The sequence below is a fragment of the Bacteroides graminisolvens genome, from assembly GCF_963666085.1.
GTDB classification, from domain to species: Bacteria; Bacteroidota; Bacteroidia; order Bacteroidales; family Bacteroidaceae; genus Bacteroides; species Bacteroides graminisolvens.
The window spans coordinates 489,282-513,245 of the sequence record NZ_OY762556.1; the positions used below are offsets into that span (position 1 = coordinate 489,282).

The 23,964-nt window shown below is 42.1% G+C and carries 27 protein-coding genes; 14 read left to right on the forward strand and 13 right to left on the reverse strand.

Annotated features, from left to right (window positions below; translation table 11 throughout):
• Positions 1-9: 9 nt before the first annotated feature.
• Complete coding sequence (locus ACKPCE_RS02000; protein WP_319504009.1) at positions 10-1,368, reverse strand: APC family permease; 1,359 nt, start codon at positions 1,366-1,368, stop codon at positions 10-12.
• 68 nt (positions 1,369-1,436) lie between these two features.
• Here ACKPCE_RS02000 and ACKPCE_RS02005 point away from each other — a divergent pair, with 68 nt between their 5' ends.
• From ACKPCE_RS02005 to ACKPCE_RS02020, 4 genes are all read left to right on the forward strand, one after another.
• The gene (locus tag ACKPCE_RS02005; RefSeq protein ID WP_319504010.1) at positions 1,437-1,853 is read left to right on the forward strand and encodes a phospholipase; all 417 of its coding nucleotides are present in this window, start codon (positions 1,437-1,439) and stop codon (positions 1,851-1,853) included.
• Positions 1,854-1,862: 9 nt separating this feature from the next.
• Positions 1,863-2,696 (forward strand): metal ABC transporter permease, encoded by an 834-nt coding sequence (locus tag ACKPCE_RS02010; RefSeq protein ID WP_276994681.1) that lies wholly within the window; start codon positions 1,863-1,865, stop codon positions 2,694-2,696.
• 72 nt (positions 2,697-2,768) lie between these two features.
• Positions 2,769-3,191, forward strand: a complete 423-nt coding sequence (tsaE, locus tag ACKPCE_RS02015; protein ID WP_024995865.1) for a tRNA (adenosine(37)-N6)-threonylcarbamoyltransferase complex ATPase subunit type 1 TsaE — start codon at positions 2,769-2,771, stop codon at positions 3,189-3,191.
• Positions 3,188-3,406: an immunity 17 family protein gene (locus tag ACKPCE_RS02020; protein WP_024995864.1), complete on the forward strand. Its 219-nt coding sequence runs from the start codon at positions 3,188-3,190 to the stop codon at positions 3,404-3,406. The genes tsaE and ACKPCE_RS02020 overlap by 4 nt, the downstream gene beginning before the upstream one ends.
• On the opposite strand, the gene ACKPCE_RS02025 is transcribed toward ACKPCE_RS02020, so the two are convergent.
• The 4 genes from ACKPCE_RS02025 to dnaE all read right to left on the reverse strand — a co-directional run bounded on the left by ACKPCE_RS02025 (position 3,388) and on the right by dnaE (position 8,982).
• Positions 3,388-4,317 (reverse strand): hypothetical protein, encoded by a 930-nt coding sequence (locus ACKPCE_RS02025; protein ID WP_319504011.1) that lies wholly within the window; start codon positions 4,315-4,317, stop codon positions 3,388-3,390. The genes ACKPCE_RS02020 and ACKPCE_RS02025 overlap by 19 nt on opposite strands.
• Before the next feature lie 107 nt (positions 4,318-4,424).
• A complete protein-coding gene (locus ACKPCE_RS02030; RefSeq protein ID WP_024995862.1) occupies positions 4,425-4,760 on the reverse strand; it encodes a hypothetical protein in 336 nt (111 codons plus the stop codon).
• Between the two features lie 10 nt (positions 4,761-4,770).
• The gene (trxA, locus tag ACKPCE_RS02035; protein ID WP_324292056.1) at positions 4,771-5,097 is read right to left on the reverse strand and encodes a thioredoxin; all 327 of its coding nucleotides are present in this window, start codon (positions 5,095-5,097) and stop codon (positions 4,771-4,773) included.
• A 93-nt stretch (positions 5,098-5,190) separates the two neighbouring features.
• Positions 5,191-8,982, reverse strand: coding sequence for a DNA polymerase III subunit alpha (dnaE, locus tag ACKPCE_RS02040; RefSeq protein ID WP_319504013.1), 3,792 nt, complete (start codon positions 8,980-8,982; stop codon positions 5,191-5,193).
• A gap of 170 nt (positions 8,983-9,152) precedes the next feature.
• Between dnaE and ACKPCE_RS02045 the strand changes: the two genes are divergently transcribed.
• The 3 genes from ACKPCE_RS02045 to ACKPCE_RS02055 are packed head-to-tail and all read left to right on the forward strand — an operon-like array spanning position 9,153 to position 10,855.
• Complete coding sequence (locus ACKPCE_RS02045) at positions 9,153-9,839, forward strand: phosphatidylserine decarboxylase family protein (protein WP_319504014.1); 687 nt, start codon at positions 9,153-9,155, stop codon at positions 9,837-9,839.
• Between the two features lie 7 nt (positions 9,840-9,846).
• The gene (pssA, locus tag ACKPCE_RS02050) at positions 9,847-10,554 is read left to right on the forward strand and encodes a CDP-diacylglycerol--serine O-phosphatidyltransferase (RefSeq protein ID WP_319504015.1); all 708 of its coding nucleotides are present in this window, start codon (positions 9,847-9,849) and stop codon (positions 10,552-10,554) included.
• Positions 10,555-10,606: 52 nt separating this feature from the next.
• A complete protein-coding gene (locus tag ACKPCE_RS02055; RefSeq protein WP_276966522.1) occupies positions 10,607-10,855 on the forward strand; it encodes a DUF4834 family protein in 249 nt (82 codons plus the stop codon).
• A 3-nt stretch (positions 10,856-10,858) separates the two neighbouring features.
• Here the strand turns inward: ACKPCE_RS02055 and ACKPCE_RS02060 are convergent, their stop codons facing one another.
• Together ACKPCE_RS02060 and ACKPCE_RS02065 are read right to left on the reverse strand one after the other, a co-directional pair.
• Positions 10,859-11,293 carry a nucleoside deaminase gene (locus tag ACKPCE_RS02060; RefSeq protein WP_276966568.1) on the reverse strand — a complete coding sequence of 145 codons (435 nt, stop codon included), beginning with the start codon at positions 11,291-11,293 and terminating at the stop codon, positions 10,859-10,861.
• Positions 11,294-11,298: 5 nt separating this feature from the next.
• Positions 11,299-11,532, reverse strand: a complete 234-nt coding sequence (locus ACKPCE_RS02065) for a hypothetical protein (protein WP_024995856.1) — start codon at positions 11,530-11,532, stop codon at positions 11,299-11,301.
• A gap of 70 nt (positions 11,533-11,602) precedes the next feature.
• Here ACKPCE_RS02065 and ACKPCE_RS02070 point away from each other — a divergent pair, with 70 nt between their 5' ends.
• Genes ACKPCE_RS02070 through ACKPCE_RS02080 form a run of 3 tightly spaced genes read left to right on the forward strand, consistent with a single transcriptional unit; the run spans position 11,603 to position 13,076 of the window.
• Entirely contained in the window at positions 11,603-11,968 is a 366-nt protein-coding gene (locus ACKPCE_RS02070; RefSeq protein ID WP_319504016.1) for a YraN family protein, read from the forward strand.
• 12 nt (positions 11,969-11,980) lie between these two features.
• Positions 11,981-12,337, forward strand: a complete 357-nt coding sequence (locus tag ACKPCE_RS02075; protein ID WP_319504017.1) for an MmcQ/YjbR family DNA-binding protein — start codon at positions 11,981-11,983, stop codon at positions 12,335-12,337.
• Entirely contained in the window at positions 12,321-13,076 is a 756-nt protein-coding gene (locus ACKPCE_RS02080) for a biotin--[acetyl-CoA-carboxylase] ligase (RefSeq protein WP_319504018.1), read from the forward strand. The genes ACKPCE_RS02075 and ACKPCE_RS02080 overlap by 17 nt, the downstream gene beginning before the upstream one ends.
• A gap of 35 nt (positions 13,077-13,111) precedes the next feature.
• Here the strand turns inward: ACKPCE_RS02080 and ACKPCE_RS02085 are convergent, their stop codons facing one another.
• Positions 13,112-13,792, reverse strand: a complete 681-nt coding sequence (locus ACKPCE_RS02085; protein WP_319504019.1) for a tetratricopeptide repeat protein — start codon at positions 13,790-13,792, stop codon at positions 13,112-13,114.
• Between the two features lie 85 nt (positions 13,793-13,877).
• On the opposite strand from ACKPCE_RS02085, the gene pyrH reads away from it, so the two are divergent.
• The 4 genes from pyrH to pelA all read left to right on the forward strand — a co-directional run bounded on the left by pyrH (position 13,878) and on the right by pelA (position 17,278).
• Positions 13,878-14,588, forward strand: a complete 711-nt coding sequence (gene pyrH / locus ACKPCE_RS02090; protein ID WP_276966558.1) for a UMP kinase — start codon at positions 13,878-13,880, stop codon at positions 14,586-14,588.
• An 84-nt stretch (positions 14,589-14,672) separates the two neighbouring features.
• Positions 14,673-15,233 carry a ribosome recycling factor gene (gene frr, locus ACKPCE_RS02095; protein ID WP_024995851.1) on the forward strand — a complete coding sequence of 187 codons (561 nt, stop codon included), beginning with the start codon at positions 14,673-14,675 and terminating at the stop codon, positions 15,231-15,233.
• Positions 15,234-15,235: 2 nt separating this feature from the next.
• The gene (gene rsgA, locus ACKPCE_RS02100) at positions 15,236-16,168 is read left to right on the forward strand and encodes a ribosome small subunit-dependent GTPase A (RefSeq protein ID WP_319504020.1); all 933 of its coding nucleotides are present in this window, start codon (positions 15,236-15,238) and stop codon (positions 16,166-16,168) included.
• A 12-nt stretch (positions 16,169-16,180) separates the two neighbouring features.
• On the forward strand, positions 16,181-17,278 hold the full coding sequence (gene pelA / locus ACKPCE_RS02105; RefSeq protein WP_319504021.1) for a pectate lyase: 1,098 nt from the start codon (positions 16,181-16,183) through the stop codon (positions 17,276-17,278).
• A gap of 71 nt (positions 17,279-17,349) precedes the next feature.
• On the opposite strand, the gene ACKPCE_RS02110 is transcribed toward pelA, so the two are convergent.
• The 5 genes from ACKPCE_RS02110 to ACKPCE_RS02130 form a co-directional block, all read right to left on the reverse strand.
• Positions 17,350-18,996, reverse strand: a complete 1,647-nt coding sequence (locus tag ACKPCE_RS02110; protein ID WP_024995849.1) for a fumarate hydratase — start codon at positions 18,994-18,996, stop codon at positions 17,350-17,352.
• A gap of 136 nt (positions 18,997-19,132) precedes the next feature.
• Positions 19,133-20,185 (reverse strand): BACON domain-containing protein, encoded by a 1,053-nt coding sequence (locus tag ACKPCE_RS02115; protein WP_319504022.1) that lies wholly within the window; start codon positions 20,183-20,185, stop codon positions 19,133-19,135.
• An 11-nt stretch (positions 20,186-20,196) separates the two neighbouring features.
• Complete coding sequence (locus tag ACKPCE_RS02120) at positions 20,197-21,441, reverse strand: DUF4302 domain-containing protein (protein ID WP_319504023.1); 1,245 nt, start codon at positions 21,439-21,441, stop codon at positions 20,197-20,199.
• A 14-nt stretch (positions 21,442-21,455) separates the two neighbouring features.
• Positions 21,456-22,355: a zinc-binding metallopeptidase gene (locus ACKPCE_RS02125; protein WP_319504024.1), complete on the reverse strand. Its 900-nt coding sequence runs from the start codon at positions 22,353-22,355 to the stop codon at positions 21,456-21,458.
• A gap of 20 nt (positions 22,356-22,375) precedes the next feature.
• Positions 22,376-23,956 carry a RagB/SusD family nutrient uptake outer membrane protein gene (locus tag ACKPCE_RS02130; RefSeq protein ID WP_319504025.1) on the reverse strand — a complete coding sequence of 527 codons (1,581 nt, stop codon included), beginning with the start codon at positions 23,954-23,956 and terminating at the stop codon, positions 22,376-22,378.
• Positions 23,957-23,964 lie beyond the last annotated feature (8 nt).

Here is a 23,964-nt window from a genome sequence, read left to right on the forward strand (position 1 = left end):
CGTATTGTTTTACTGTTTTTTATAATGTACTATCAATTGATTCATCACGTAAACCATCATTCCCGAAAGCAAAGTGCCGGCGCTCATCAAGCTCATCCACATCACCGTCTGCGTATGCTCCACAAACGTATTGTAGTAATCTTCATGAATCAGGTACACAACCGACCAGAGAATGAGTGCGATGAAAAGAAGCGGCACTACCGGATAGCCCCACGTACGGTACGGGCGAACCACATGAGGGAAACGATGGCGATGAACAAAGAGGCCGGCTACTGTCATCAAAGCAAAGAACGACAAGGTAACGCCGGTGTATTTGGTAACCAATTCAAAAGAATCGGTAATGATAAGTAATGCACTGATGCCATACTGCACCCAAATGGCGACAAAAGGCGTACCACCTGCCGATTTACGAGCCAAGGAACGTAGAATATACGTATCTTCTCCCATGACTTGCGACACCCTGGGTCCTAGAAAAGCCATGGAACTGATGCTCGACACCAGCAGCAAAGCAATGAGCAATCCCATCAGATTACCACCCCATTCGCCAAAGATATAACGAGCGGCAATCAGTCCCACTTCCACTTGTCCTTGCATCGCCTCCACCGGAGCGGCAAATAAAAACACGGCGTTGAGCAGCAGATACAAAATGGTAACAATAACCGTACTGATAAACAGAGAGCGGGGAATGGTGCGTTGCGGTTCGCGAATTTCGTTGGCCATGTAAGCTGAGGCGTTCCAGCCCGAATAAGCGTAATAAACCCAGATGAGCGACACGGCAAATCCTGTTGAAAAGACATCATCGAAAGAGAACGTTGCGGCAGAGAAACCGTCGACTTGTCCGTGAGGCGGCAAACAAAAACCGCAAATAATAAAGACGATGATGATGAGTATCTTGAAGGAGGTAAACACCCGTTGCAGGGTCCCTCCCATTTTTACATCGTAAGCATGAATCAGTGTTACCGCGGTGAGCACAGTGATTGCCGTCACCAACGGGTTAAAAGCCGGAAACATTTTATGCAGATAAGTGCTTAATGCCATGCACGCCAGAGCAACCGGAGCAGCGAAGCCCACAATCAATGAGGCCCAGCCCGACATGAATCCCAAAAGCGGGTGATAAATTTCGCGCAAATAATGGTACTCTCCTCCTGAGCGAGGCATCACCGCACCCAGTTCGCCGTACACCAGCGCGCCGCACAAGGCAATGATGCCACCAAGCAGCCACAACAACATCAACGAAAAGAAGTTCGCGGTACCCAACAGTTGAAATCCCAACGAGGTAAATACACCGGTACCAATCATATTGGCAATAACAAAAGCCGATGCCGTAACCAATCCGAACTTATATGTGCCGTATTTGTTCTTATTCATGTTTTAACTCTGACAAGGTGCAAAAATACAATTAAATAAGTAACTTTGCAGAAATTTCTTGATTAATTATGTGGATACTGATCATTGGTTTACTGGTACTTGCCATCGTAGCGATGACTGCCGGCTATATACGTAACAGAAACATACAAAAAAAGATAGAAAAAGGTGAGCTGAACGACTTCCCCGATATTGTGGAAGCAGATGCCGAATGTTGCGGTCAGCACGAAATATGTGAAAAGGATAGCTTACTGGCTGCAGTAAGCACAGAAATTGAATATTATGATGACGAAGACCTGGACGAATACATCGGCAAGGATCCCGATAGTTATTATCCGTATCAGGTAGATCAGTTTCGTGATATTTTTTACACCATGCAAGATATCGACGTGGCCGGCTGGGTAAGGAGTCTTCAGTTGAGAGGAATCAACTTGCCCACGGAACTGAAAGACGAGATTTTTTTAATCATTGGTGAAAGAAGACACTAATCACTGTATATGACAGAGCTGATTCAATATACTTTTTTTCAACATGCTTTGCTGGGCGGACTCCTGGCAAGCATTGCCTGCGGCATCATTGGTACTTACATCGTGACCCGCCGATTGGTTTTTATTAGTGGCGGCATCACGCATGCTTCGTTTGGCGGCATCGGAATCGGTTTGTTCACCGGAATTTCTCCGCTGCTCTCTGCCGCTGTTTTCTCTGTCTTATCGGCCTTTGGTGTAGAGTGGCTCAGCAAGCGCAAAGACATGCGTGAGGACTCGGCCATTGCTGTGTTCTGGACACTCGGTATGGCGCTGGGTGTTATGTTTAGTTTTCTTTCGCCCGGCTTCGCACCCGATCTTTCGGCTTATCTCTTTGGGAATATCTTAACCATTACCGTAACCGATCTGGTTATACTAGGCGTTTTGGCATTGGTACTCATCGTGTTTTTTACTCTGTTCATTCATCCCATCATTCACGTGGCGTTCGATAGGGAATTTGCACGTTCTCAAGGTTTGCCCGTGGCATTCTTTGAATACACTCTCATGCTTTTCATCGCATTGACTATAGTAGCCTGTTTACGAATGGTAGGCATTGTGCTTGCCATATCGCTGCTCACCATACCGCAAATGACGGCCAATCTATTTACTTATAAGTTTAAACGAATTATCTGGCTATCGGTTATCATTGGTTTTCTGAGTTGCATGGGCGGTCTTTTCATTTCTTACTTTCTGAATGTACCTTCGGGAGCTTCCATCATTTTCTTTTCTATTCTGATTTACGCTGTCTGCAAGGTAGCAAAAAGCATTTCAACCAGAATACAGAGAGAAGAAAACAAGAAGTTATAAACAGGACTAAAGGAAGTTATTAACAAGAATCCAACAGTTATCAACAAGCAATAAACATTAAAAGCATCCTATATGGAAATAAAGATTCAATCACTCGATCAAATACATGAGGCAGCCAAAGAATTTATCGCTGCAATGGGCGAGAACACCGTATTTGCTCTTTACGGTAAGATGGGAGCCGGTAAAACAACGTTTGTAAAGGCCGTATGCGAAGAGCTGGGCGTAACGGATGTGATTACCTCACCAACCTTTGCCATTGTCAATGAATACCGTTCCGAAGATACGGCAGAATTAATTTATCATTTCGATTTCTACCGCATCAACAAGCTGGAAGAGGTTTACGACATGGGTTACGAGGATTATTTCTACAGCGGTGCGCTTTGCTTTATTGAGTGGCCCGAGTTGGTTGAAGAACTACTTCCGGGAAACACCATTAAGGTAAGCATTGAAGAGCAGAAAGACGGAACCAGGACTGTTACGCTGAATCAATTATGAGCCCGCAATATTTTGTTCAGGGCTTATTTGCCTTAGCCGGCATTGTATCTATCCTAGCTGCTGTTTTGAATTGGGACTGGTTTTTCAATACACAGAACGTGCAGTTTATTGTAAAGAACGTAGGGCGCAAACGCGCCCGACTGTTCTATGGCATACTAGGATTGATACTAGTTGCCACGGCCATATTTTTCTTTTTTCAGAAAGAGTCTATCTGATCCGTCACCTTTATTTCCTGAGACTTTACCGAAGCATGCCCAAATTGGTAGCCCATTCCGCTATATATAAATAGGAGTCCGATAGCCTGTCCGAAGAACAGAAGCAATGCCATGAAGCCTGATAGAATGTTGAAGCCAACACTCGCAGACTCTGTCGCTGCGTTTTCACTTAACGAAAACACATATTCCACCATGGTAACAATATACCAGGGAGCACTGGCAGCCAACTGTATCAAACCGGCTATGATTGCCATCACCAAAAGGACTGCAAAAACGCCACCCCAGGTAATGAAGCCCATGCGGTATGACGAGGCAAGTGTTTTGAAGAAGGATTGTTTCTCGAGCATATAAGCCGGCATAAGCAAAGCAAGAGGCAACATAAATATAAATAAGAAAGGTATAAAAGCCAATACAACCCAAGGAGAAATACCGGCCAAAAGCCCCATAAGCAAGGCTATAACAAGACCCAGTAAGATATGAAACGCGAACAAACGCAGTCCCTTAAACACGTTGCTTACGTAAAGAGGTTTCAGTTCTTGGAAACGAAGTCCGGCCAATCCGCCTTCTCTTTCGTGATTCAACTTCAACAGTGAGAAAAACAAAGCGATAAGACAGGTACCGGCACCAACAGAGACCAGCATCATGCCTCCGTACAAAAGCAGGTGTTTTACACCCAGTAAACCGGCTATTGCAACCACGTCAGTAGAATCAGCGATGGCGGCAAAATCAATTAAAGCTCCCGAAAGCATCCACATTAGGATGGCTTGAATAACATTCCAGGGTAATATAAGCAGTGCCATGAACTTCAACAGACACTTCAGGTTGTTTTTCACAAAATCTACAGAGTAATTCAGCGTATCACCCAACGAACGTTTGGCGTAGAAAAGTCTTGCAGTTTCTTCTTTTTCCATGTTTTTAAAATATAAGTAAAGGTTAGTATAAGAAAAAAGGGAGAAATAACCCTTAGCTTACACTAAAAGCAATTCTCCCTTTATTATTCGTAATCTGTGAAACCGGATTATTCCACCTGCCCCAATGATTCACCAAACTCCATCTCTCCCTGAACGACAAAGAGGATTTCTTCGGGATCATATTCTCCCATTTCATCTTTCTTTGCTTCAGCAACAATGTAGTTGGCCACTGCTTCAAGATCAATTTCCACGTAACCGTCAGCATCGGGCTCTCCTTCGAGGACTCCGCTTTCAATGTAATACTCGTCAATCAGGTCAATGAAATAATGCAATTCATCGTCCGAGAATTTAGCTTTCAATTCTTGCGGTAAATACGCCTTGATAAATTCAATAGTTTCTTCATCATCTGCGTATTCCGGCAGAATGTCTTCTTCCTGTTTCATGTTCTTTTTATTAAATTAATGCTTTGATTTTTGCATCGAAAACTGCTTTGCTCACAGCACCTACCTGCTTATCGACAATTTCGCCGTTCTTAAAAAACAAAACGGTAGGAATGTTACGAATACCATATTCTGCGGGCAAATCTGCATTCTCGTCTACATCACATTTACCAATAACAACCTGTCCTTCATATTCCTTTGCCAGTTCTTCAATGATTGGACCAACCATTTTACAAGGACCACACCAAGGAGCCCAAAAGTCAATCACAACAGGTTTTCCGTCAGATAACACGCTTTTTGCGTTAGCGTCTGTAATTTCTAAAGCCATATTCTTATAAATTATATTAGTTAAAATAGTATTCTTTCATCAATAGCATAACACCGATAAAGTTACTAAAGTTTTGAGAACCGTGTAATAATACGCATAAAAAAATCAATTTATGCTAAAACTTAATTCCGGATTCTCCTCCAGATACAACACCAGCTCTTTGCCAACCGACAGTTTAACCGGGCGCGATAGAAACTCTACGTGCGAACGATTTTCCGGATCGGTTACCTTGAAATATAACTCCGTATTACCCGGATGTTCCTTGGTCAGCACACTCAAATCGGCAATCATTTGTTTGTTTAACTCGGGCAACGGAATGGTAATCGTTATCTTATCAATGAGCCTTTCCTTCACATCGGGCAACAACTCCATTGACGTGATCTTCAATTCCAGCTCTTCCTGGCGCCATTGTTTGGGCTGGCAACGAGCTTTCATGTAAAGGAAAGTACCTTCATTCAGATATCCCTGATAGGTTATCCAGTCGTTACCGAAGAACGGAATTTCAGTTGAGCCCGAATAGTCTTCTATCCGTGCAATACCGTAAGGATTGCCGTTTTTACTGGTTCCCCTGCGCACACTGGTCACAATGCCTCCCATCGTAATTTCCCGTCCGGCCAGTGCAGGTTTATTATCCAGTTCGTCCATGTGCGTATTACATACATGCTTCAAAACAATGGCATATTCATCCAACGGGTGAGCCGACAAGTAGATGCCCACCAACTCTCTTTCCTTGTTCAGTCTTTCCAAATCGTTCCAACGGGGAGCCAACGGAATTTCGGGAGTGGCTACATCTACCACGTTATCTCCACCGAAAAGCGAATTAGTAGCTGCTGCCTTGTCAACCTGATAACGGTTCCCGTAACGAATCAACGCTTCAATAAACACTTCTCCCTTGCTATTCAAAGCAAAAAACTGCTCGCGCTTTATTTCCGGGAAATTATCAAAACCACCTGCCAAAGCCAGAGATTCAATGTTCTTCTTATTACAGGCATTGAGGTTGACACGCTGTACAAAGTCGAATATCCCTTGGAAAGGACCGTTCGCTCTGCGCTCTTCAACAATACATTGCACCGCACCTTCGCCAACTCCCTTGACAGCTCCCAGTCCGAAACGGATGTTCCCCACCTCATTTACCGTAAACTTCAAATTACTCTCATTGACATCCGGTCCTAATACTTCAATAGACATTGCCTTACACTCGTCCATCAGCTTAGTGATTTCCGTGATGTTTGAAATGTTGCGGCTCATGGCGGCAGCCATATACTCCGCCGGGTAATTTGCCTTGAGGTATGCTGTTTGATAAGCCACCCATGAGTAACAGGTAGCATGCGATTTGTTAAACGCATAAGAAGCAAACTTCTCCCAGTCGCCCCATATCTTTTCAAGTACCTTCGGATCGTGACCGTTCTTTTGTCCGCCCGCAATAAACTTCGGCTTCATGTGATCCAGCTTATCGCGTAACTTCTTACCCATTGCTTTACGAAGCGCATCAGATTCACCACGCGTAAAGTTTGCCAACAAGCGCGACAAAAGCATGACCTGTTCCTGATAAACCGTAATGCCGTATGTATCTTTGAGGTACTTCTCCATGACGGGTATGTCATACTCAATGGGCTTCCTTCCGTGTTTACGATCAATAAAATCGGGAATGTAATCCATTGGACCCGGTCTGTACAAAGCATTCATGGCTATAAGGTCCTCAAAGGTAGAAGGCTCTAGCTCTTTGAGATATTTCTGCATACCACCCGATTCAAACTGAAAAGTACCGATGGTGCGACCCTCACTGTACAACTTATAAGTAGCCGGGTCAGTAATGGAAATCGTATCAATATCAAGTGTTATGCCACGATGCAAACGGATATTCTCGACTGCTTCTTTGATAACCGACAACGTTTTCAGACCCAGAAAGTCCATTTTGATCAGTCCCGTATCTTCAATAACAGAACCTTCATACTGGGTAACCAGCATCTTTTCGCCCGTTTCCTTGTCATCAGCCGTACTTACAGGCACCCAATCCGTAATGTCGTCACGACAAATAATTGTTCCGCAGGCATGCACACCCGTGCCACGAACATTTCCTTCAAGCATTTTGGCATACTTAATGGTATCGCGTACCAGCGGGTCTGACGACATTTCAGCCGCTTGCAGTTCGGGCACATACGCAATGGCATTCTTCAGATTTAATTTTTGATTGGGAATCTTATCGGGCACCAATTTAGCCAACCTGTCGGACTCTGACAGCGGAAGTTTCTGCACACGCGCCACATCCTTGATGGCTAGCTTGGAAGCCATGGTGCCATACGTAATGATGTGCGCCACCTTCTCCTTTCCATATTTATCAGTCACCCAGCGCAACACCTCTCCTCGCCCGTCATCATCAAAATCGATATCAATATCAGGCAGAGAAATACGGTCAGGGTTCAGGAAACGCTCGAACAGCAAATCATATTCAATGGGGTCAATCTGCGTAATTCCCAAGCAATAAGCCACAGCCGATCCAGCTGCTGATCCGCGTCCGGGTCCCACCGACACACCCATATTTCGGGCAGCAGCAATGAAATCCTGCACAATCAGGAAGTAACCCGGGAAACCCATTGTCTTCATGATGTGCAACTCAAACACAAGCCGCTCCATCACATCATCCGCTAAAGGATCGCCATATTTTTTTTTAGCTCCGTCAAAAGCTAGTTTCTTCAGGTAGTCGGCTTCCAATTTAATACGGTACAACTTGTCATACCCTCCTAACTTCTGAATCTTATCTTCCGCAGCCTCCTGTGATAGTACTACGTTTCCATTCTCATCACGGGTAAATTCATTAAAAAGATCTTCTTCAGAATAGGTTTGCCTGTAGCCCTCCTCCGTTCCAAAGTCCTCCGGGATAGCAAAAGTAGGCATAATCGGTGCATGATCAATGGAATACATCTCCACCTTATCAAGTATCTCAGCCGTATTACTCAACGCTTCGGGCACGTCGGCAAAAATAGCAGCCATCTCTGCCCGGGTTTTCATCCACTCCTGCTTGGTGTAATACATACGGTTCGGATCATCCAGGTCTTTCCCCGTACTCAAGCAAATCAAGCGGTCATGCGCCTCCGCATGTTCTTCACTTACAAAGTGTACATCGTTGGTACAAATCAGCTTGACACCATATTTTTTGGAAAGCTCAATCAAATGTTTGTTCACATTCTCCTGCAGCGGATAGGCTTCATGATTGGCATTGGCCACAGTCGCTTTGTGGCGTTGCATTTCCAGATAGAAATCATCACCAAACAAATTCTTGTACCACCTGATTGCTTCTTCGGCATCCTCGTACAAACCCTGAGTTATCTTTTTGGGAACTTCTCCTCCCAAACAAGCCGTTGAAACAATCAGCCCTTCATGATATTTCTCCAATTCGCTCCTGTCGGTACGCGGGCGCATATAATATCCTTCCGTCCAAGCACGAGATACCAACTTTATCAAATTGTGGTATCCCACTTTATTCTTGGCAAGCACCACCAAGTGATAACCACTCTGGTCGGGTTTTCCTTCCTTTTTATCCATCGAGCGGCGTGCCACATACATTTCACAGCCTATAATCGGTTTGAGGATGCGGCTTTTAGCCTCTTCCAGTTTCGCTTTACATTCAGCAATCCGTTCTTGTCTATCGGCACTATCTTCCTCTTTCTCCAGCAGTACCAACTGTTTTTTCAGGTCTTTGATTTCACCATTAACGGGACCATTTTTCTTGTTCACGTAATTACAGAACTCCTTAATGGCAAACATGCTTCCATGATCGGTCACCGCTATCCCCTTCATACCATCGGCAATCGCCTTGTCAACCAGCGCGCTGACACTGGCCTGACCATCGAGAAGTGAATACTGCGTGTGAACATGCAAGTGTACAAAGTCTATCATATCTTACTAATCTCCTATATAAAATGAATCAGCGTAAAAATACAACGTCTGGCACTACTAACAAAAACATTTGGCAAAAAGTTATCAACACAGCGCATTTCTCTCCTTATTTACTTGCTTGATTTTTAAAATAAGCATACTTTTGCAAACAATTCTATTAATTAGCATAAATGGGTCGATTAAAAAAACTGAAAAAGATAAGAATACACCATGAAGGAACACATATTCTAATTGGTGCGCTTATCATCTTATTGGGAGTGAATGCAGCATTATACTACGGTTTTGAATGTAAAATACCATTCTACCTGGTGGCTGCTCTGAGCATAACCATCTACTTATTAATGGTCAACTTCTTCCGTTGCCCCATACGTCTTTTCGGTCAAGAAACAGAGAAAATAGTCGTTGCCCCTGCCGATGGCAAGATTGTTGCCATAGAAGAGGTGTACGAAAGCGAATATTTCAAAGATAATCGTATCATGGTTTCTATCTTCATGAGCATCCTCAATGTTCATGCCAATTGGTATCCGGTAGATGGTACGGTAAAAATGGTAGGACATCAAAACGGTAAGTTTATGAAAGCCTGGTTGCCTAAAGCCAGTACCGACAATGAACGTTCTACAATTGTTATTGAAACTCCCGAAGGAAAGGAAGTGCTGGCACGTCAGATAGCCGGTGCTATGGCACGCCGCATCGTAACTTATGCTGAGGCTGGTGAAGAATGCTACATCGATGAGCACATGGGATTCATCAAATTCGGGTCACGCGTAGATGTTTATCTGCCGTTAGATACTGAAATATGTGTTACATTGGAACAAATCACCACCGGTAACGAAACAATTATAGCTAAATTAAAGTAATACATCCATGGCAAATGCAATAACCCGCCATATACCGAACACCGTAACCTGTCTGAACTTATTCTCCGGCTGTATTGCGAGTGTTATGGCATTTGAAGCCCAATATGAATGGGCACTCGTCTTTATCATACTCAGCGCAATCTTTGATTTCTTTGACGGTATGCTAGCTCGTGTGTTGAAAGCTCCGTCGCTTATCGGAAAGGAACTTGATTCTCTGGCAGACGATATCAGCTTCGGACTCGTTCCGGCTCTCATGTTATTTTCACTGCTAAAAGAAATGCCATATCCCGACTTTTTGTCAGGCATTTCCGTTTTTGTGCCGTACGTCGCTTTTCTTATAGCTGTGTTCTCAGCTTTAAGATTGGCTAAATTCAATGTTGACGAGAGGCAGACCAGTTCATTCGTAGGTTTACCCACTCCTGCCAATGCTCTTTTCTGGGGAGCCCTCATTGCAAGCGAACACGGCTATATCACTTCCAGTCCTACGCATGTATTCTTCCTAATCATAATGATTCTGCTGTTCTCTTGGTTAATGATAGCGGAAATCCCTATGTTCTCGCTCAAATTCAAGAACCTATCATGGAAAGACAATAAAATCAGTTTTATATTCCTGATTATTGCCGCTCTGTTACTTGTCTTTTTGGGAATCAGTGGTTTCTCTGCCGTTATTGCCTGGTACATTCTATTGTCTTTATTAACAAGAAAAAAGAAGTAACGATTCTTTTTGGCACGCTTCTTGCCACAAGAACTAAAAAAACAGTTAGCAAATGTATATACTTTTATTTTTATTTATCCTCGTGGTTTTCATTCTGGTACTGGGACTATCTATTGTAGGCAGTATTGTAAGAGCCATTTTTGGATTCGGAAGAAGAAGCACCTCACGCATGAATCAATCACACGAAGGACAGAATAACCAGTCGCAGGAAGAGAATACAACAGCCAGCGGCAAACGCAAGAAACTTTTCACAAAAGACGAAGGCGAATACGTTGATTACGAGGAGGTAAAAGATAAGTAAGTATTATCTTTTTGATTGGAAAAAAGCTTTCATCCGGGCGGCGGCTTCTTCCGCTAAAACGCCCTTAACCACTTCTGTTTTAGGATGTAACGAATAAGCAGCATAACGCTGATACCCTCTTTTTTCATCATCAGCGCCAAAAACAAGCCGTCCCGTCTGAGCCCATGCTATGGCACCTGCGCACATCACGCAAGGTTCCACAGTCACATACAACGTACAATCGGTCAGGTATTTGCCGCCCAACACATTTGCAGCAGCCGTAATAGCTTGCATCTCAGCATGCGCAGTGACATCGTTCAGCGTCTCCGTTAAGTTGTGCGCACGTGCTATGATGCGCCCGCGACAAACAACCACAGCCCCCACAGGCACCTCTCCTCTTTCAGCAGCCTTATCGGCTTCGAGCAGAGCTTGTTTCATAAAATAAGTATCGTCCATCACCATCATCAGCGCCTCATATCATGTTCACCGAACAAAGTCGGATAATCTTCATCCATATTCTTGTGAATAAACATGAGAATTGTTTCACGAAACCAACGCGATTTATTGCTGATCTTGTATTTTTCCAGATACCGGTCAACAATCAACTGCTCATCGTCACTCAGCAAACAAGTCATACGCTGAGTACGTTTGGGTTCATCTAATGTTGCTTTTACGCACTTTTTATCTCTCTTTCTCATATTCTCTGCAAAATTACTTTTACTTTGTTAATTTCAAAGAATAAAAAGAGTAAATTTGCAAAAAACAACCATGGCAGAGCATAATATATTCGGTAAAGAAGGAGAAGAAGCGGCTGCTGACTATCTGGAGAAACAAGGCTACGTCATCAGGCACCGGAATTGGCGCAGAGGACATCTGGAACTCGACATCGTTGCTTTTAAAGACAATGAGTTAATTGTGGCTGAAGTTAAGACTCGCCGGAATACCGATTTTGCGCAACCCGAAGCCGCAGTTGATAAAAGAAAAATAAGAAGAACCGTTTCAGCGGCCGATGCTTACATACGGTATTTTCAACTAGACACCCCGGTACGATTTGATATCATAACAGTTGTGGGAGAAAAAGGCAATTTCTGCATTGAGCACATCCGGGAAGCCTTTTTTCCACCCATGTGGTAAAACAAAGAAACGATGGATATAGAAACCGCACGCAACTATTGTTTGCAAAAAAAAGGAGCAACCGAAGGTTTCCCTTTTGACGAATATGCGCTGGTCTTGAAGGTCATGGACAAGATGTTTGCTCTCATTGATTTGGAAGGCAGCAACTCCATTGCTTTGAAATGTGATCCGGAATATGCTCTGGAACTTCGTGAAAAATACGACGGCATTGAAGGAGCCCGCCATTTCAATAAAAAATACTGGAACAGGGTTTATCTCAACATGGATGTTGATGATAAACTGATTAAGCAGCTTATTGACCATTCCGTTGAAGAGGTTCTTAAAAAGTTTACCCGTAAAATGCGTGCCGAATATGAAGCCATGGATTGAAACTGCACCCTTTATAAATAGCTATGTTGGGCAGACTGAATCGACCAACCTGTTACTTAATTCCTGGTGTAACGAAAAGGCTGTCGCCCAATTTACTACGGTTGTAGCCGGTTTTCAGACAGCCGGACGTGGGCAGCGTGGCAATAAGTGGGAGTCAGACGAAGGCATGAATTTGCTCTTTAGCACAGTGCTTTATCCTATATTCCTTGCGGTAAAGCAACAATTTCTATTGTCACAAATCATATCGCTGGCCGTAAAAGAAGTATTAGACAGTTTCTCAGAAGGCTTTTCTATCAAATGGCCCAACGATATTTACCACTGTGATAAGAAAATAGCCGGCATACTGATTGAGAACGATTTGAGTGGAAACACCATTAGCCGTACCATTGTCGGAACCGGCTTAAACATCAATCAAGAAGCATTTCACAGTGATGCGCCTAACCCTATTTCACTCAGGCAAATAACCGGAACCGTTCACGACCGAAAAAACATCCTGCAAGCTGTGATGCTTCGCCTCATGGAGTACTATAATCAATTAAGCAACGGAGAAACAGAAGAAATATCCTCCCGATATCTTGCTTCCCTATACAGAAGTAGAGGGATGCATACCTACGCCGATGCATCAGGAGAGTTCCAAGCGGAAATATTCACGGTAAGTCCGGAAGGATATCTTTGGTTGAAAGATGACAAGGGAGCGCTTAGAAAATACGCATTTAAAGAGGTGCAATATATTCTTTAAATACTGTTTAAGCAGTGTTTAAACAACACAAAGCCTTATCGGTTAGCAGTCTTTTCCACCGCCAAAATTTTATTCAGCGTTTTTTGAGCCTCGGCCGAGGGAAAAGTACGCAACACATTCTGCAAATACTCTTTCGCTTTGGCATAGTTACTTGAAACAACAGCATCGATAGCATCGCGGTAACGAGCATACTGCATGCGTGTAGGAGTTGTTATTTTCCGGAAGTCGGTTTCAATCTTTTGTTTTTCTTTTTCGGCTTCCAGGTAATAGTAATTCCCTATAAAAATATTGGCTGCCAAGTTATCACGATCCAGCTCCAACGCTCGTTCATATAAGCGCAAAGCATTCTCTTCTTTCCCACGCATCACCTCCATTTCGGCACAACCGTTCAGGTACTTTACATTATTTGGTTGCAGTTGCGTCAACTCTTTGTAAAACAGAAAAGCCTTATCGTAATTCCTCGTTTTTTGATAAAAAGAAGCCAGCTGATAAGCCAAACGATGGCAAACAGCACTGCTTTTATCAACTTGAGTCAGGTAGTACATCTCCGATTTAAAAGCATCAGCCTTAATCGCCTTTGAGAATAGTCCAACAGCCTCATCCCAGTTCTTATTGCTTATAGCCGTTGTTACCTGAGATAAGTAATCTCCTCCCGTCTGTGCCATCGAAGTCAGGGGCAAGAGTATAAATGCAAAAATCAATGTTAAGGTTTTCATTATCCTGAAAATGTTTAGTAGTCCTTTTGTGCAAATATACTAATAAAAAATTGTAGTTTTGCACAAACTAACAAACTTTAATGATATGGCAAAATATAAACGAATTTTATTAAAACTGAGTGGAGAAAGCCTCATGGGTGAAAAGCAGTATGGAATTGATGAAAAGCGCTTGAGCGAATACGCAGAGCAAATCAAGGAGATACACGCTATGGGCGTTGAAATAGGCATCGTAATTGGTGGTGGCAACATCTTTCGCGGACTGAGTGGGGCCAACAAAGGCTTCGATCGTGTCAAAGGCGACCAAATGGGTATGTTAGCAACCGTTATCAACAGCTTGGCACTCAGTTCGGCATTAGGATCTGCCGGAGTAAAATCACGTGTTCTCACTGCTGTTCGCATGGAGCCCATCGGGGAATTTTACAGCAAATGGAAAGCCATTGAATGCATGGAAAAAGGCGAAGTAGTAATTCTTTCGGCAGGTACCGGAAATCCTTTTTTCACGACAGATACCGGTTCGTCTCTTCGCGGCATTGAAATTGAGGCCGACGTCATGCTAAAGGGCACCCGGGTAGACGGCATCTATACTGCCGACCCTGAGAAAGACAAGACAGCCACCAAGTTCACCGAAATCACTTACGATGAAATTTATCACCGCGGCTTAAAAGTGATGGACCTCACTGCTACCACCATGTGTAAAGAAAACAACTTACCTATCATTGTTTTCGACATGGACACTCCGGGCAACCTCAAAAAAGTTATGGAGGGAGAAGCTATCGGTACATTAGTGCACAATTAACGGCCGAATATTGCAAATGAGCAAAAAACAATATACTTTTGTTCTAAATTAGGTAAAAAGCAGCAATTTATAAATAACTATTATATGATAGACGTAAACAACTGTATCAACGAATCACAAGAGAAAATGGATATGGCGATTATGTATCTGGATGATTCTCTTTCGCATATCCGTGCCGGAAAAGCTAGTACCAGACTCATTGACGGTATCCGTGTAGACTCTTACGGAAGTATGGTACCCATCAGCAATGTGGCTGCCGTATCGACTCCCGACGCACGTTCCATCACCATCAAACCATGGGACAAAAACATGTTTCGCGCCATTGAAAAAGCCATTATTGATTCTGACTTGGGTATTATGCCCGAAAACAACGGTGAGATTATCCGTTTGGGTATTCCGCAACCAACAGAAGAAAGACGCAAGCAGTTGCTGAAACAATGCAAAGGCGAAGGCGAAACAGCTAAAATAAGTATTCGTAACGCACGTCGCGACGGTATCGAAGCACTGAAAAAAGGCTTGAAAGACGGTCTGCCCGAAGACGCAGAAAAAGATGCGGAAGCTAAACTCCAGAAGATACACGACAAGTTTATCAAGAAGGTTGAAGATATGCTTGCCGACAAGGAGAAAGAGATAATGACCGTATAATTGTGCGAGGACTAGTCATTAAAAATACAGGAAGCTGGTATCAGGTAAAAACCGAAGACGGCAGATTCATTGAATGTAAAATCAAAGGTAATTTCCGTTTGAAGGGCATCCGAAGCACCAACCCGGTGGCTGTGGGCGATTATGTACACATCATCATCAACCAGGAAGGAACAGCTTTCATCAATGAAATAGAGGAGCGGAGGAACTACATCATCCGCCGCTCTTCAAACTTATCCAAACAATCGCACATATTGGCTGCTAACCTCGACCAATGCATGCTGATTGTAACGGTCAACTACCCCGAAACCTCAACGACTTTCATCGACCGCTTTCTGGCATCGGCCGAGGCATACAGAGTGCCAGCTAAAATCATATTCAATAAAACAGATATTTATAACGAAGACGAACTGCACTATCTGGACGCACTAGTTAACCTTTACGAAAGTATCGGTTATCCTTGTTATAAAATATCGGCCTTACAGGGTGAAGGCATCCAACAAGTACGTGAAGCTCTTCAAGAAAAGGTTACTCTTTTCTCCGGTCATTCAGGTGTTGGCAAATCAACCCTTATCAACACCATTTTGCCCGAAGCAGAAGTCAGAACAGCTGCCATATCTTCTTATCACAAAAAAGGGATGCATACCACTACCTTTTCGGAAATGTTTCCGGTAGACGGCAATGGCTATATCATTGATACACCGGGAATCAAGGGGTTTGGCACATTCGATATGGAAGACGAAGAAATAGGGCATTATTTCCCTGAGATATTCAATGCTTCAGCTCATTGCAAGTACAACAACTGCACGCACCGGCATGAGCCCGGATGTGCTGTACGCAAAGCCATAGAAGAACATTACATCAGCGAATCTCGGTACACCTCTTATCTAAGCATGCTCGAAGACAAAGAAGAAGGCAAGTATCGGGCCGCTTATTAATAAAGAATTATCATGAAACAATTTACACTTATCGCATTACTACTTGTAGCTCACATTACCTCCGTTTTCGGACAAAATGAGGTAAGCTACAAGGAAAAACAGCAATACAAAAACTGGGTACGCCTGGCACCCAAATTGGAAGACAGTTTTTTCCAAACGCAAGAAGCTATACGCATAGCCGAAAATGTATTGCTTTACCAGCTTAACACAGGTGGATGGCCTAAAAACATCTACATGCCAGCCGAACTCAGTGCTGCCGAGAAAAAGGCCGTTATCGCTGCCCAAAAAGACGAAAACGAAAGTACAATTGATAACGGAGCTACCAGCACCGAAATTCAATACTTGGCAAGAATATACAATGTCACGAAAGACGAACGTTACAAAAAAGCCGTCATACGCGGATTGGAATACCTCTTTAAGGCACAATACCCAAATGGTGGATGGCCCCAGTTCTATCCGCGTCCTAAAGGTTATTACACTCAGATAACCTATAACGACAACGCCATGCTCAATGTGTTGCAACTCATCCGTAAAGTATACGAGAAGCAGGAACCTTACACTTTCTTACCTGAAAATATGGTAGAAAAGGCACGTAAATCATTTGATTTGGGCATAGAATGCATTCTTAAAACACAGGTGCGCATCAACGGCAAACTAACCGTGTGGTGTGCGCAACATGACCATGTTACTCTTTTGCCGGCTAAGGCACGCGCCTACGAATTACCTTCGTTGAGCGGACAAGAGTCAGACAACCTGGTGTTACTGCTCATGTCTTTACCTAGCCCATCCGAAGAGATCAAAAATGCCATAGAAGGAGCTGTAGAATGGTTCAAACAGGCCAAAATAGAAGGACTGACAAAAGAATACTTCACCGACAGCGAAGGTCGTAAAGATTACCGTATGGTAAGTTGCACTGATTGCGAACCCTTATGGGCACGTTTCTATGATTTGGAAACAGGAAAAGCCTTTTTCTGCGATCGCGACGGAGTGAAAGTTGACTCCGTATCAAAAATAGGATACGAACGCCGCAACGGTTACAGTTGGTACAACAATGACGGTGGCAAAGTAATCAGAGATTACGAGAAGTGGAAAAAAAGGAATAATTTCTAGTTTCTGCATACACATAAAAAAAGAGCGGCATACCTTAACGTACGCCGCTCTTTTTTTATTAATGTGTGATTTTACTTGCAGTCACCACTTACACAAACCGGTTTAATCTGTTTGAAGAAGTCGTTTCCTTTATCATCAACCAAGATAAATGCAGGGAAATTTTCCACCTCAATCTTCCAGATGGCTTCCATTCCCAATTCCGGATACTCTACGCATTCAATACTCTTGATATTGTTCTGAGCCAAGATCGCAGCCGGACCGCCAATGCTTCCCAAATAGAAACCACCGTGCTTCTTGCAAGCATCAGTTACCTGCTGACTACGATTACCCTTAGCCAACATAATCATGCTACCGCCACGGCTTTGGAACAAATCAACGTAAGAATCCATACGTCCGGCAGTTGTAGGTCCCATAGAACCGCAAGCCATGCCATTAGGCGTCTTAGCCGGACCGGCATAATAAATAGGATGATCCTTCACGTACTGTGGCAAATCTTCACCTCTGTCTAAACGTTCTTTCAGCTTAGCGTGAGCAATGTCACGTCCCACAATGATTGTACCGTTGAGTGATAAACGCGTAGCTACCGGATACTTAGATAACTCTTTCAGGATCTCAGCCATTGGTTGGTTCAGGTTAATTTTTACAGCTTCACCCTCGCCCGCTTCACGCAGCTCTTCCGGAATATATTTTGCAGGATTATCTTCCAGCTTCTCAACCCAGATACCATCCTTATTGATTTTGCACTTAATGTTACGGTCGGCAGAACAAGAAACGCCCATTCCTACCGGACAAGAAGCACCGTGACGAGGCAAACGAACAATGCGGATATCGTGTGCAAAATATTTGCCACCAAACTGCGCACCCAATCCCATCTTCTGAGCTTCCAGTAATACTTTCTTTTCTAGTTCCACATCACGGAAAGCTTGTCCGCCTTCATTTCCTTCTGTAGGAAGTGAGTCATAATACTTAGCAGAAGCCAATTTTACTGTTTTCAGGTTTGTTTCGGCAGAAGTACCACCAATCACAAAAGCAATGTGATAAGGAGGACAAGCAGCCGTACCTAGCGTTTTCATCTTTTCAACCAAGTAAGGCACCAGTGTATCCGGATTCAGCAAAGCCTTTGTTTCCTGAAACAAATACGTTTTGTTGGCCGATCCTCCCCCCTTAGCAATGCAAAGGAATTTATATTCGGCCCCCTGAACAGCATACAAATCAATCTGTGCAGGTAAGTTGCAGCCCGTGTTCTTCTCATTGTACATATCCAGAGGTACATTTTGAGAATAACGAAGATTTTCTTCTGTATATGTTTTATATACACCTTTGGATAGAGCTTCTTCATCGCAGCCCTCAGTCCACACCTGCTGACCTTTTTTCCCTACAATGATAGCCGTACCGGTATCTTGGCAGAAAGGTAGCTTGCCCTTAGCTGAAACCTCAGCATTGCGCAAAAAAGTGAGCGCCACATATTTATCATTTTCACTAGCTTCGGGGTCCGACAAAATCTTAGCTACCTGCTTTTGGTGTTCGGGACGCAACAAGAATGATACATCGCGAAAAGCCGCATTTGCCATTTGCGTAAGCCCTTCAGCCTCAACTTTCAAAATTTCTTTCCCTTCAAATTCACTTACCGACACATAATCCTTTGTCAGCAAATAATACTCAGTAGTATCCTTTCCCGTAGGAAACGGAGCCTGATACTTAAACGGAGGTGTTGCCATATCTTTAATTTATTACGTAATGTTAGTTAGTGAGGCAAAGTTAGCTGTTTCCATGCAGAAAACAAAGCATACTAAATATAAAAAAAGGAGGCTTTCTGCCTCCCTTTCTTACATCTAATTCATCAATAAAGCTCATTTACTTATATAACTTCAAATCTGAAATTAACTCCAAATAGCCCAAGCTATTAGCACTACTTAAAGTAGTACTCTTAAATGCCCAAACTCCAACTCCGTTAATTGTTTTGCCACTCCAACTATCATCGTCATCAAAAGCGAATATAAAATCTCCCGCATCACTACTAATACCACTACCAACATACGTTATCGACGAATTCCATGAAACAGACTCATCAGTAGCTAGCGCAACGCTATACAAATAGTAGGAAGAAAACATGCCCAATGCAGCTCCTATCTTTATATCTAATACGCCATCACCATAAGTGCAACCAAAATCATAATCTTGCTCCATTGATGGAACATAGAGTGACAAAGTTACATTTTCACTTTCATCTTTAGTCACTTTAGCAGTTGTTTCAACCAACTTACCATCAGCATCAGTATATTGGGCTTTCCACGTGGTTAGTATATCTGCTTCTTCGTATTGTGCGATATAAAGATTTTCAGTCATATCACCAACCTTAAAGACTACATTGGCTGCTCGCGGTGATCCTGTTGCATTTGCGGCACAAGTAAACACTACAGTTCCATTTTCTTCATGCACAGAAAGCCATGCCTGCGCATACTCCGGAATACTAAATGCATAAGGTGAGGTACTTGAGATAGTCAAAGAAGTAGTGCCTCCTTCGTTAGAAAATATATTATCAAAATCATCAGCAATAATTTCTAAAGCCAAACCTTCCTGATGCAGAGAAAGTTCCGTACTAAGAATCCCATCTGTTAAAGTCACAACCCCATCTCTACTTTCCCTTGATGTATTTTCAGATACTGTAGCAGTTATAACGCCACCTTCAACCTGAAGAGTACACCACTTTACAGTTGACGTTGCTTTAATTGCTTTATCCGTTTCAATCATTACTTTTCCAGTTCCTCCCGCTGATTTGAAATAAAGGTTGGAACTCACTACATTCAATGTTTCGGGCATTTTATATGTATAATCATTGTCTCCATCGCATGCCACTAATAAACATACTACGGAAAATAAGGTCCATATTTTATGTATTTTTCTCATACTATTATGTATTAATCAATTTTAATTAATTTTGGAGTAGGTATTCTTTCCAACGTTCCCACCGTAGTACTAGATGAGGGTGTTCCTGAAAATGCGTAAACCAAAAATGAGTCAGCACTTCCATAAACTCCATTGTCTACAAAACTAATGGTAAAAGGCTCTGTTGTATTATTCACCCCGTCAAGCCCAGACCCTGACGCCCAAGTTAAATATCCTTCAACACTATCCCAAGGACACAGATACATATTGTAAGTAGAATATACCCCTAAATACTGAAATTGAATCGAAATAGATCCAGTTTTTCTTACATACTTTGCCTGAATGTCATATCGAGTAGATAATCCTTTTATTGTATAAGTGCTATTGTCATCATTCGCAATAATTTGCACTGTCTTTGTATCACCATACTTATAAGAACCTTCTATCTCTTCATAAAATTTATAACCTGCAGGATAAACCCCAACTAACTTTACACTCACTCCTATATCTGAACATTTGAAAGAAATATCACTATCATCATAAATAAAGTTTTCCATGGTGACACCATTTAGTGTAAATGGCTCCATAAGCTTAATTCCGGTAGGAGTGTATATAAAAGGAATCACCTTAGAGATGATGGTTTCATCTTCACTCGTATAAGAAAAACTCAACGTATTATAATTCTGCTCCGCAAGAGTCACAACAACATCATTTATTATCAAGTTATACGTACCAAGAAATGCATGTTCTTTTATAGATTTTACTTCTGCTAAATAGTCACTCCATTTCACCTCTTCCTTTACGGGAGTCATTACCACGATAGAATTCGTTCTTTTACCACTAAGTACAATCTTATCCTGCGAAGCAGTCATTATTGTAAATTCAAAGTCCCCCCCAATGCCATTCAATGGATCACTAAAGAAGTGCATTATCTCATTGTGTGAGTCAAAAGAAAGAACCGGACCAGCACTTTGTTTCAATGAATAAAGACTTTCAACTTTATCTTCGTTACCAGCTATTTCACTAGAAATCGTTACGTTGCCATCTTCCGAAAAAGCTGCAAAGATGTTATATCCGCCAACGAGAGTTGATGTACCGGCAGGATAATATTCCATTAGCCATCCGTTTTTAGGGCCAATCAACAGCGCCTTACTCAGTTTGAGTTCTGCAGTAAGCCTATTTGCAGAAGATTCATCAAATATATTTTCTTCATTACTTAATGAACACGATACCAACGTGCTCAATACGCAAATAATCAGTAATATCTGTTTTTTCATAAATTGTTCCTCTTTTAATTAAGTGACTCTAAATCCATGTATTGAATCTCATTCAACCTTCTTTGCACTATATGTTGAAGTTCATCGATGTCAATAGCCCATTTTTCTCTGAGATATTCTTTCACAAGCTCTAACTTCTCCTGAATTTTGTCAGCACCCGATTCTCCGGCATTATCTAATAACTCAACCCAATAATCGTTCCCATAAACAACATAAATAGATAATGTTTCTACAAAATCTTCCTGAACTGCTGATGATGCATAGGCACTGACATATCCCATCTCCAACGCTTCAGTGCTTCCTGAATTCATGTAGTCTCCCACATTGACCCAGCTCGGACCCTGATAGTCATTGGAGATTGTATTAAATACAGTTGAGAAATTCTTCGTTTGATGTAGTATGTGAGCAAATTCGTGAAACATGGTCTTAATATAATATTCTTTTACGAAGTCCAAATCAAGATTTTCAGGATCTAACGAATTTACATTTGTTAGAATAATCTTCATTCCTCCTTCTGCACTACCCAATACTACACTACCATCTTCATTATACTGAGGTGAACCTATCAATTGAATTAGCCGAGGTGTATATTGGCGAAGAAAATCCCGCCCCATTAATTCATTATAGGAATCTATCCACAAGAATTTAATCGTCTTGGCGAGTAAAATTGATTTACTATAATCCGCAGGAACAACTCCGTATCCTAAATCAGTTTCATTACTATCATATCTATAATTAAACTGGATGTTATAAGGGTATGTGTAATTAGTAACCAACCACTTATCAAATTCATTTTGAACTTCTTCCGTATCTTTAAAGATACTGTCAGAACTTAAATCATCACTATCACTGCATGATACAAACATAAACGATGCAGCTGCTATAATTAAAATATATAATCTATTTTTTATCATAATAAAATCCTCCTTATTTATTATCTTGGGTTAGCCTCAAGCCCGGCTGCAATTACATCTTGCGGCAATTGTATGGCACGCCTAGGGTCATCTTTTAACAAAACATCATCAGATTCCCCTGATCTGTTATGAGCAATCTCAATTCCATAACGTTTTACATCAAGCCAGCGCAAGCCTTCGTGCACAGTTTCAATTCTACGCAGGTGCAATATGCATTGAATCAAGTTCTCTTGAACACCCTCGGAAACAGTAAATCCTTGAGGATTTAGTTTTTTCTTTATTGTACGTTGGCTATCGCTAATAACCGATGTAGGCATATAGCTTATTTTATTATAAAATTCAGCCAAGTCATCTTGTGTTTTCGCTGTATAATTAACAACATGCGTTTTCAACCAATCATTAATATCCGTTACGGCTTTTCCATATTGTTCACTTAAAATGTAGGCTTCTGCTCTACATAACAGCGTTTCATCTGTTGTAAATACTGGGACCACCAAATGCAAAAAACCAATTCCTGCAGCCTTATCCGTATACTCAAAATAAGCTAACATTTTTGGAATATACCTTTTTTGTATAAGCCCGAACACGTTATTACTCGTCACACGAAGATTACTGTATGCCCCCCAAGGACCATTAGCCTGAGGACCCTCCTTCGAAAATAAACCTGAGGAATTACCATAACGCTTATTTCTTGATTCATAAGGTCCATGAGCATATCCCCATACCGAATAAATAGGATTCAATAATAGGTTACTCTGTTCAGAAGCTGATATATAAGCATTCCCTCTGAGCTCAAGATCAGTAGACAGCGCATTGATTCCGGCCCAGTCGCGCAATACCCTTGTGGGACTACCAGTTCCTAACACCGCATTTGCGCACTCAATAGCACGTTTGTAGTTTGACTTGTCAGCTTGCGTATAAAACAGATAAAAACGAGTAGCAAAAGCATAAGCAGCTTTCTTATTGAAATGATATCTGGGAACAGAATAAATATCATCATCTATCAAAGGCAATCCCTCTTCAATATCAGTTGCAATCTTTTTATAAAGAGCTTCCATCGTTCCTCTTTCATAATCCACCACAGGTTTGGTTTCGGGTGCAGACGAAAAAGGAATGCCCAGGTCCTTAGATGCCGTAGTAGGATTGTATGGCATACAAAAAGTATTAGCCAACACAAAATGTGCGTATGCTCTACATAACAAAGCTTCTCCTTTTTGCGGATTAAGACTAGCCGGGCTACCTTGTTCCTCAATAGCCTTTAAAGCCTGATTTGCAGCTGCAGCAGCAATGTAGCAAGCATCCCATATTCCCGAAGGATTATCATTATCCACTTCTTTCACATCCTGCCATAAATACATTGATTTAATCTCCTTCCAAAAAGGGTCATATTGAGATCCATTATCAACCGTGTTGTCTGAAGATAGTTCATATGCCATCACTGGCAAACTTGTAGGATAAGCAGAGACTAATAAAGACGTAATCTTTGCCTTTGAGTCAATTTCAGTTCGGTTATCAGGCATTGTATCCAGAAAATCAGAACAAGACGAAAACATCAAAAGACCTAATAAAGATATATAATATAAAATATTTTTCTTTTTCATAATTCTTA

Excerpts from the sequence above, each read along its gene's own strand:
- ACKPCE_RS02045 (WP_319504014.1), top strand. The coding sequence starts at position 9,153 with ATGGGTCGATTAAAAAAACTGAAAAAGATAAGAATACACCATGAAGGA.
- ACKPCE_RS02030 (WP_024995862.1), bottom strand. The coding sequence starts at position 4,760 with ATGAAACAGGAAGAAGACATTCTGCCGGAATACGCAGATGATGAAGAA.
- pssA (WP_319504015.1), top strand. The coding sequence starts at position 9,847 with ATGGCAAATGCAATAACCCGCCATATACCGAACACCGTAACCTGTCTG.
- ACKPCE_RS02020 (WP_024995864.1), top strand. The coding sequence starts at position 3,188 with ATGAGCCCGCAATATTTTGTTCAGGGCTTATTTGCCTTAGCCGGCATT.
- pelA (WP_319504021.1), top strand. The coding sequence starts at position 16,181 with ATGAAACAATTTACACTTATCGCATTACTACTTGTAGCTCACATTACC.
- ACKPCE_RS02125 (WP_319504024.1), bottom strand. The coding sequence starts at position 22,355 with ATGATAAAAAATAGATTATATATTTTAATTATAGCAGCTGCATCGTTT.
- ACKPCE_RS02085 (WP_319504019.1), bottom strand. The coding sequence starts at position 13,792 with ATGAAAACCTTAACATTGATTTTTGCATTTATACTCTTGCCCCTGACT.
- ACKPCE_RS02070 (WP_319504016.1), top strand. The coding sequence starts at position 11,603 with ATGGCAGAGCATAATATATTCGGTAAAGAAGGAGAAGAAGCGGCTGCT.
- ACKPCE_RS02055 (WP_276966522.1), top strand. The coding sequence starts at position 10,607 with ATGTATATACTTTTATTTTTATTTATCCTCGTGGTTTTCATTCTGGTA.
- ACKPCE_RS02120 (WP_319504023.1), bottom strand. The coding sequence starts at position 21,441 with ATGAAAAAACAGATATTACTGATTATTTGCGTATTGAGCACGTTGGTA.
- ACKPCE_RS02080 (WP_319504018.1), top strand. The coding sequence starts at position 12,321 with ATGAAGCCATGGATTGAAACTGCACCCTTTATAAATAGCTATGTTGGG.
- pyrH (WP_276966558.1), top strand. The coding sequence starts at position 13,878 with ATGGCAAAATATAAACGAATTTTATTAAAACTGAGTGGAGAAAGCCTC.
- ACKPCE_RS02000 (WP_319504009.1), bottom strand. The coding sequence starts at position 1,368 with ATGAATAAGAACAAATACGGCACATATAAGTTCGGATTGGTTACGGCA.
- ACKPCE_RS02065 (WP_024995856.1), bottom strand. The coding sequence starts at position 11,532 with ATGAGAAAGAGAGATAAAAAGTGCGTAAAAGCAACATTAGATGAACCC.
- ACKPCE_RS02010 (WP_276994681.1), top strand. The coding sequence starts at position 1,863 with ATGACAGAGCTGATTCAATATACTTTTTTTCAACATGCTTTGCTGGGC.
- ACKPCE_RS02110 (WP_024995849.1), bottom strand. The coding sequence starts at position 18,996 with ATGGCAACACCTCCGTTTAAGTATCAGGCTCCGTTTCCTACGGGAAAG.
- frr (WP_024995851.1), top strand. The coding sequence starts at position 14,673 with ATGATAGACGTAAACAACTGTATCAACGAATCACAAGAGAAAATGGAT.
- ACKPCE_RS02130 (WP_319504025.1), bottom strand. The coding sequence starts at position 23,956 with ATGAAAAAGAAAAATATTTTATATTATATATCTTTATTAGGTCTTTTG.
- ACKPCE_RS02025 (WP_319504011.1), bottom strand. The coding sequence starts at position 4,317 with ATGGAAAAAGAAGAAACTGCAAGACTTTTCTACGCCAAACGTTCGTTG.
- ACKPCE_RS02005 (WP_319504010.1), top strand. The coding sequence starts at position 1,437 with ATGTGGATACTGATCATTGGTTTACTGGTACTTGCCATCGTAGCGATG.
- dnaE (WP_319504013.1), bottom strand. The coding sequence starts at position 8,982 with ATGATAGACTTTGTACACTTGCATGTTCACACGCAGTATTCACTTCTC.
- tsaE (WP_024995865.1), top strand. The coding sequence starts at position 2,769 with ATGGAAATAAAGATTCAATCACTCGATCAAATACATGAGGCAGCCAAA.
- ACKPCE_RS02075 (WP_319504017.1), top strand. The coding sequence starts at position 11,981 with ATGGATATAGAAACCGCACGCAACTATTGTTTGCAAAAAAAAGGAGCA.
- ACKPCE_RS02115 (WP_319504022.1), bottom strand. The coding sequence starts at position 20,185 with ATGAGAAAAATACATAAAATATGGACCTTATTTTCCGTAGTATGTTTA.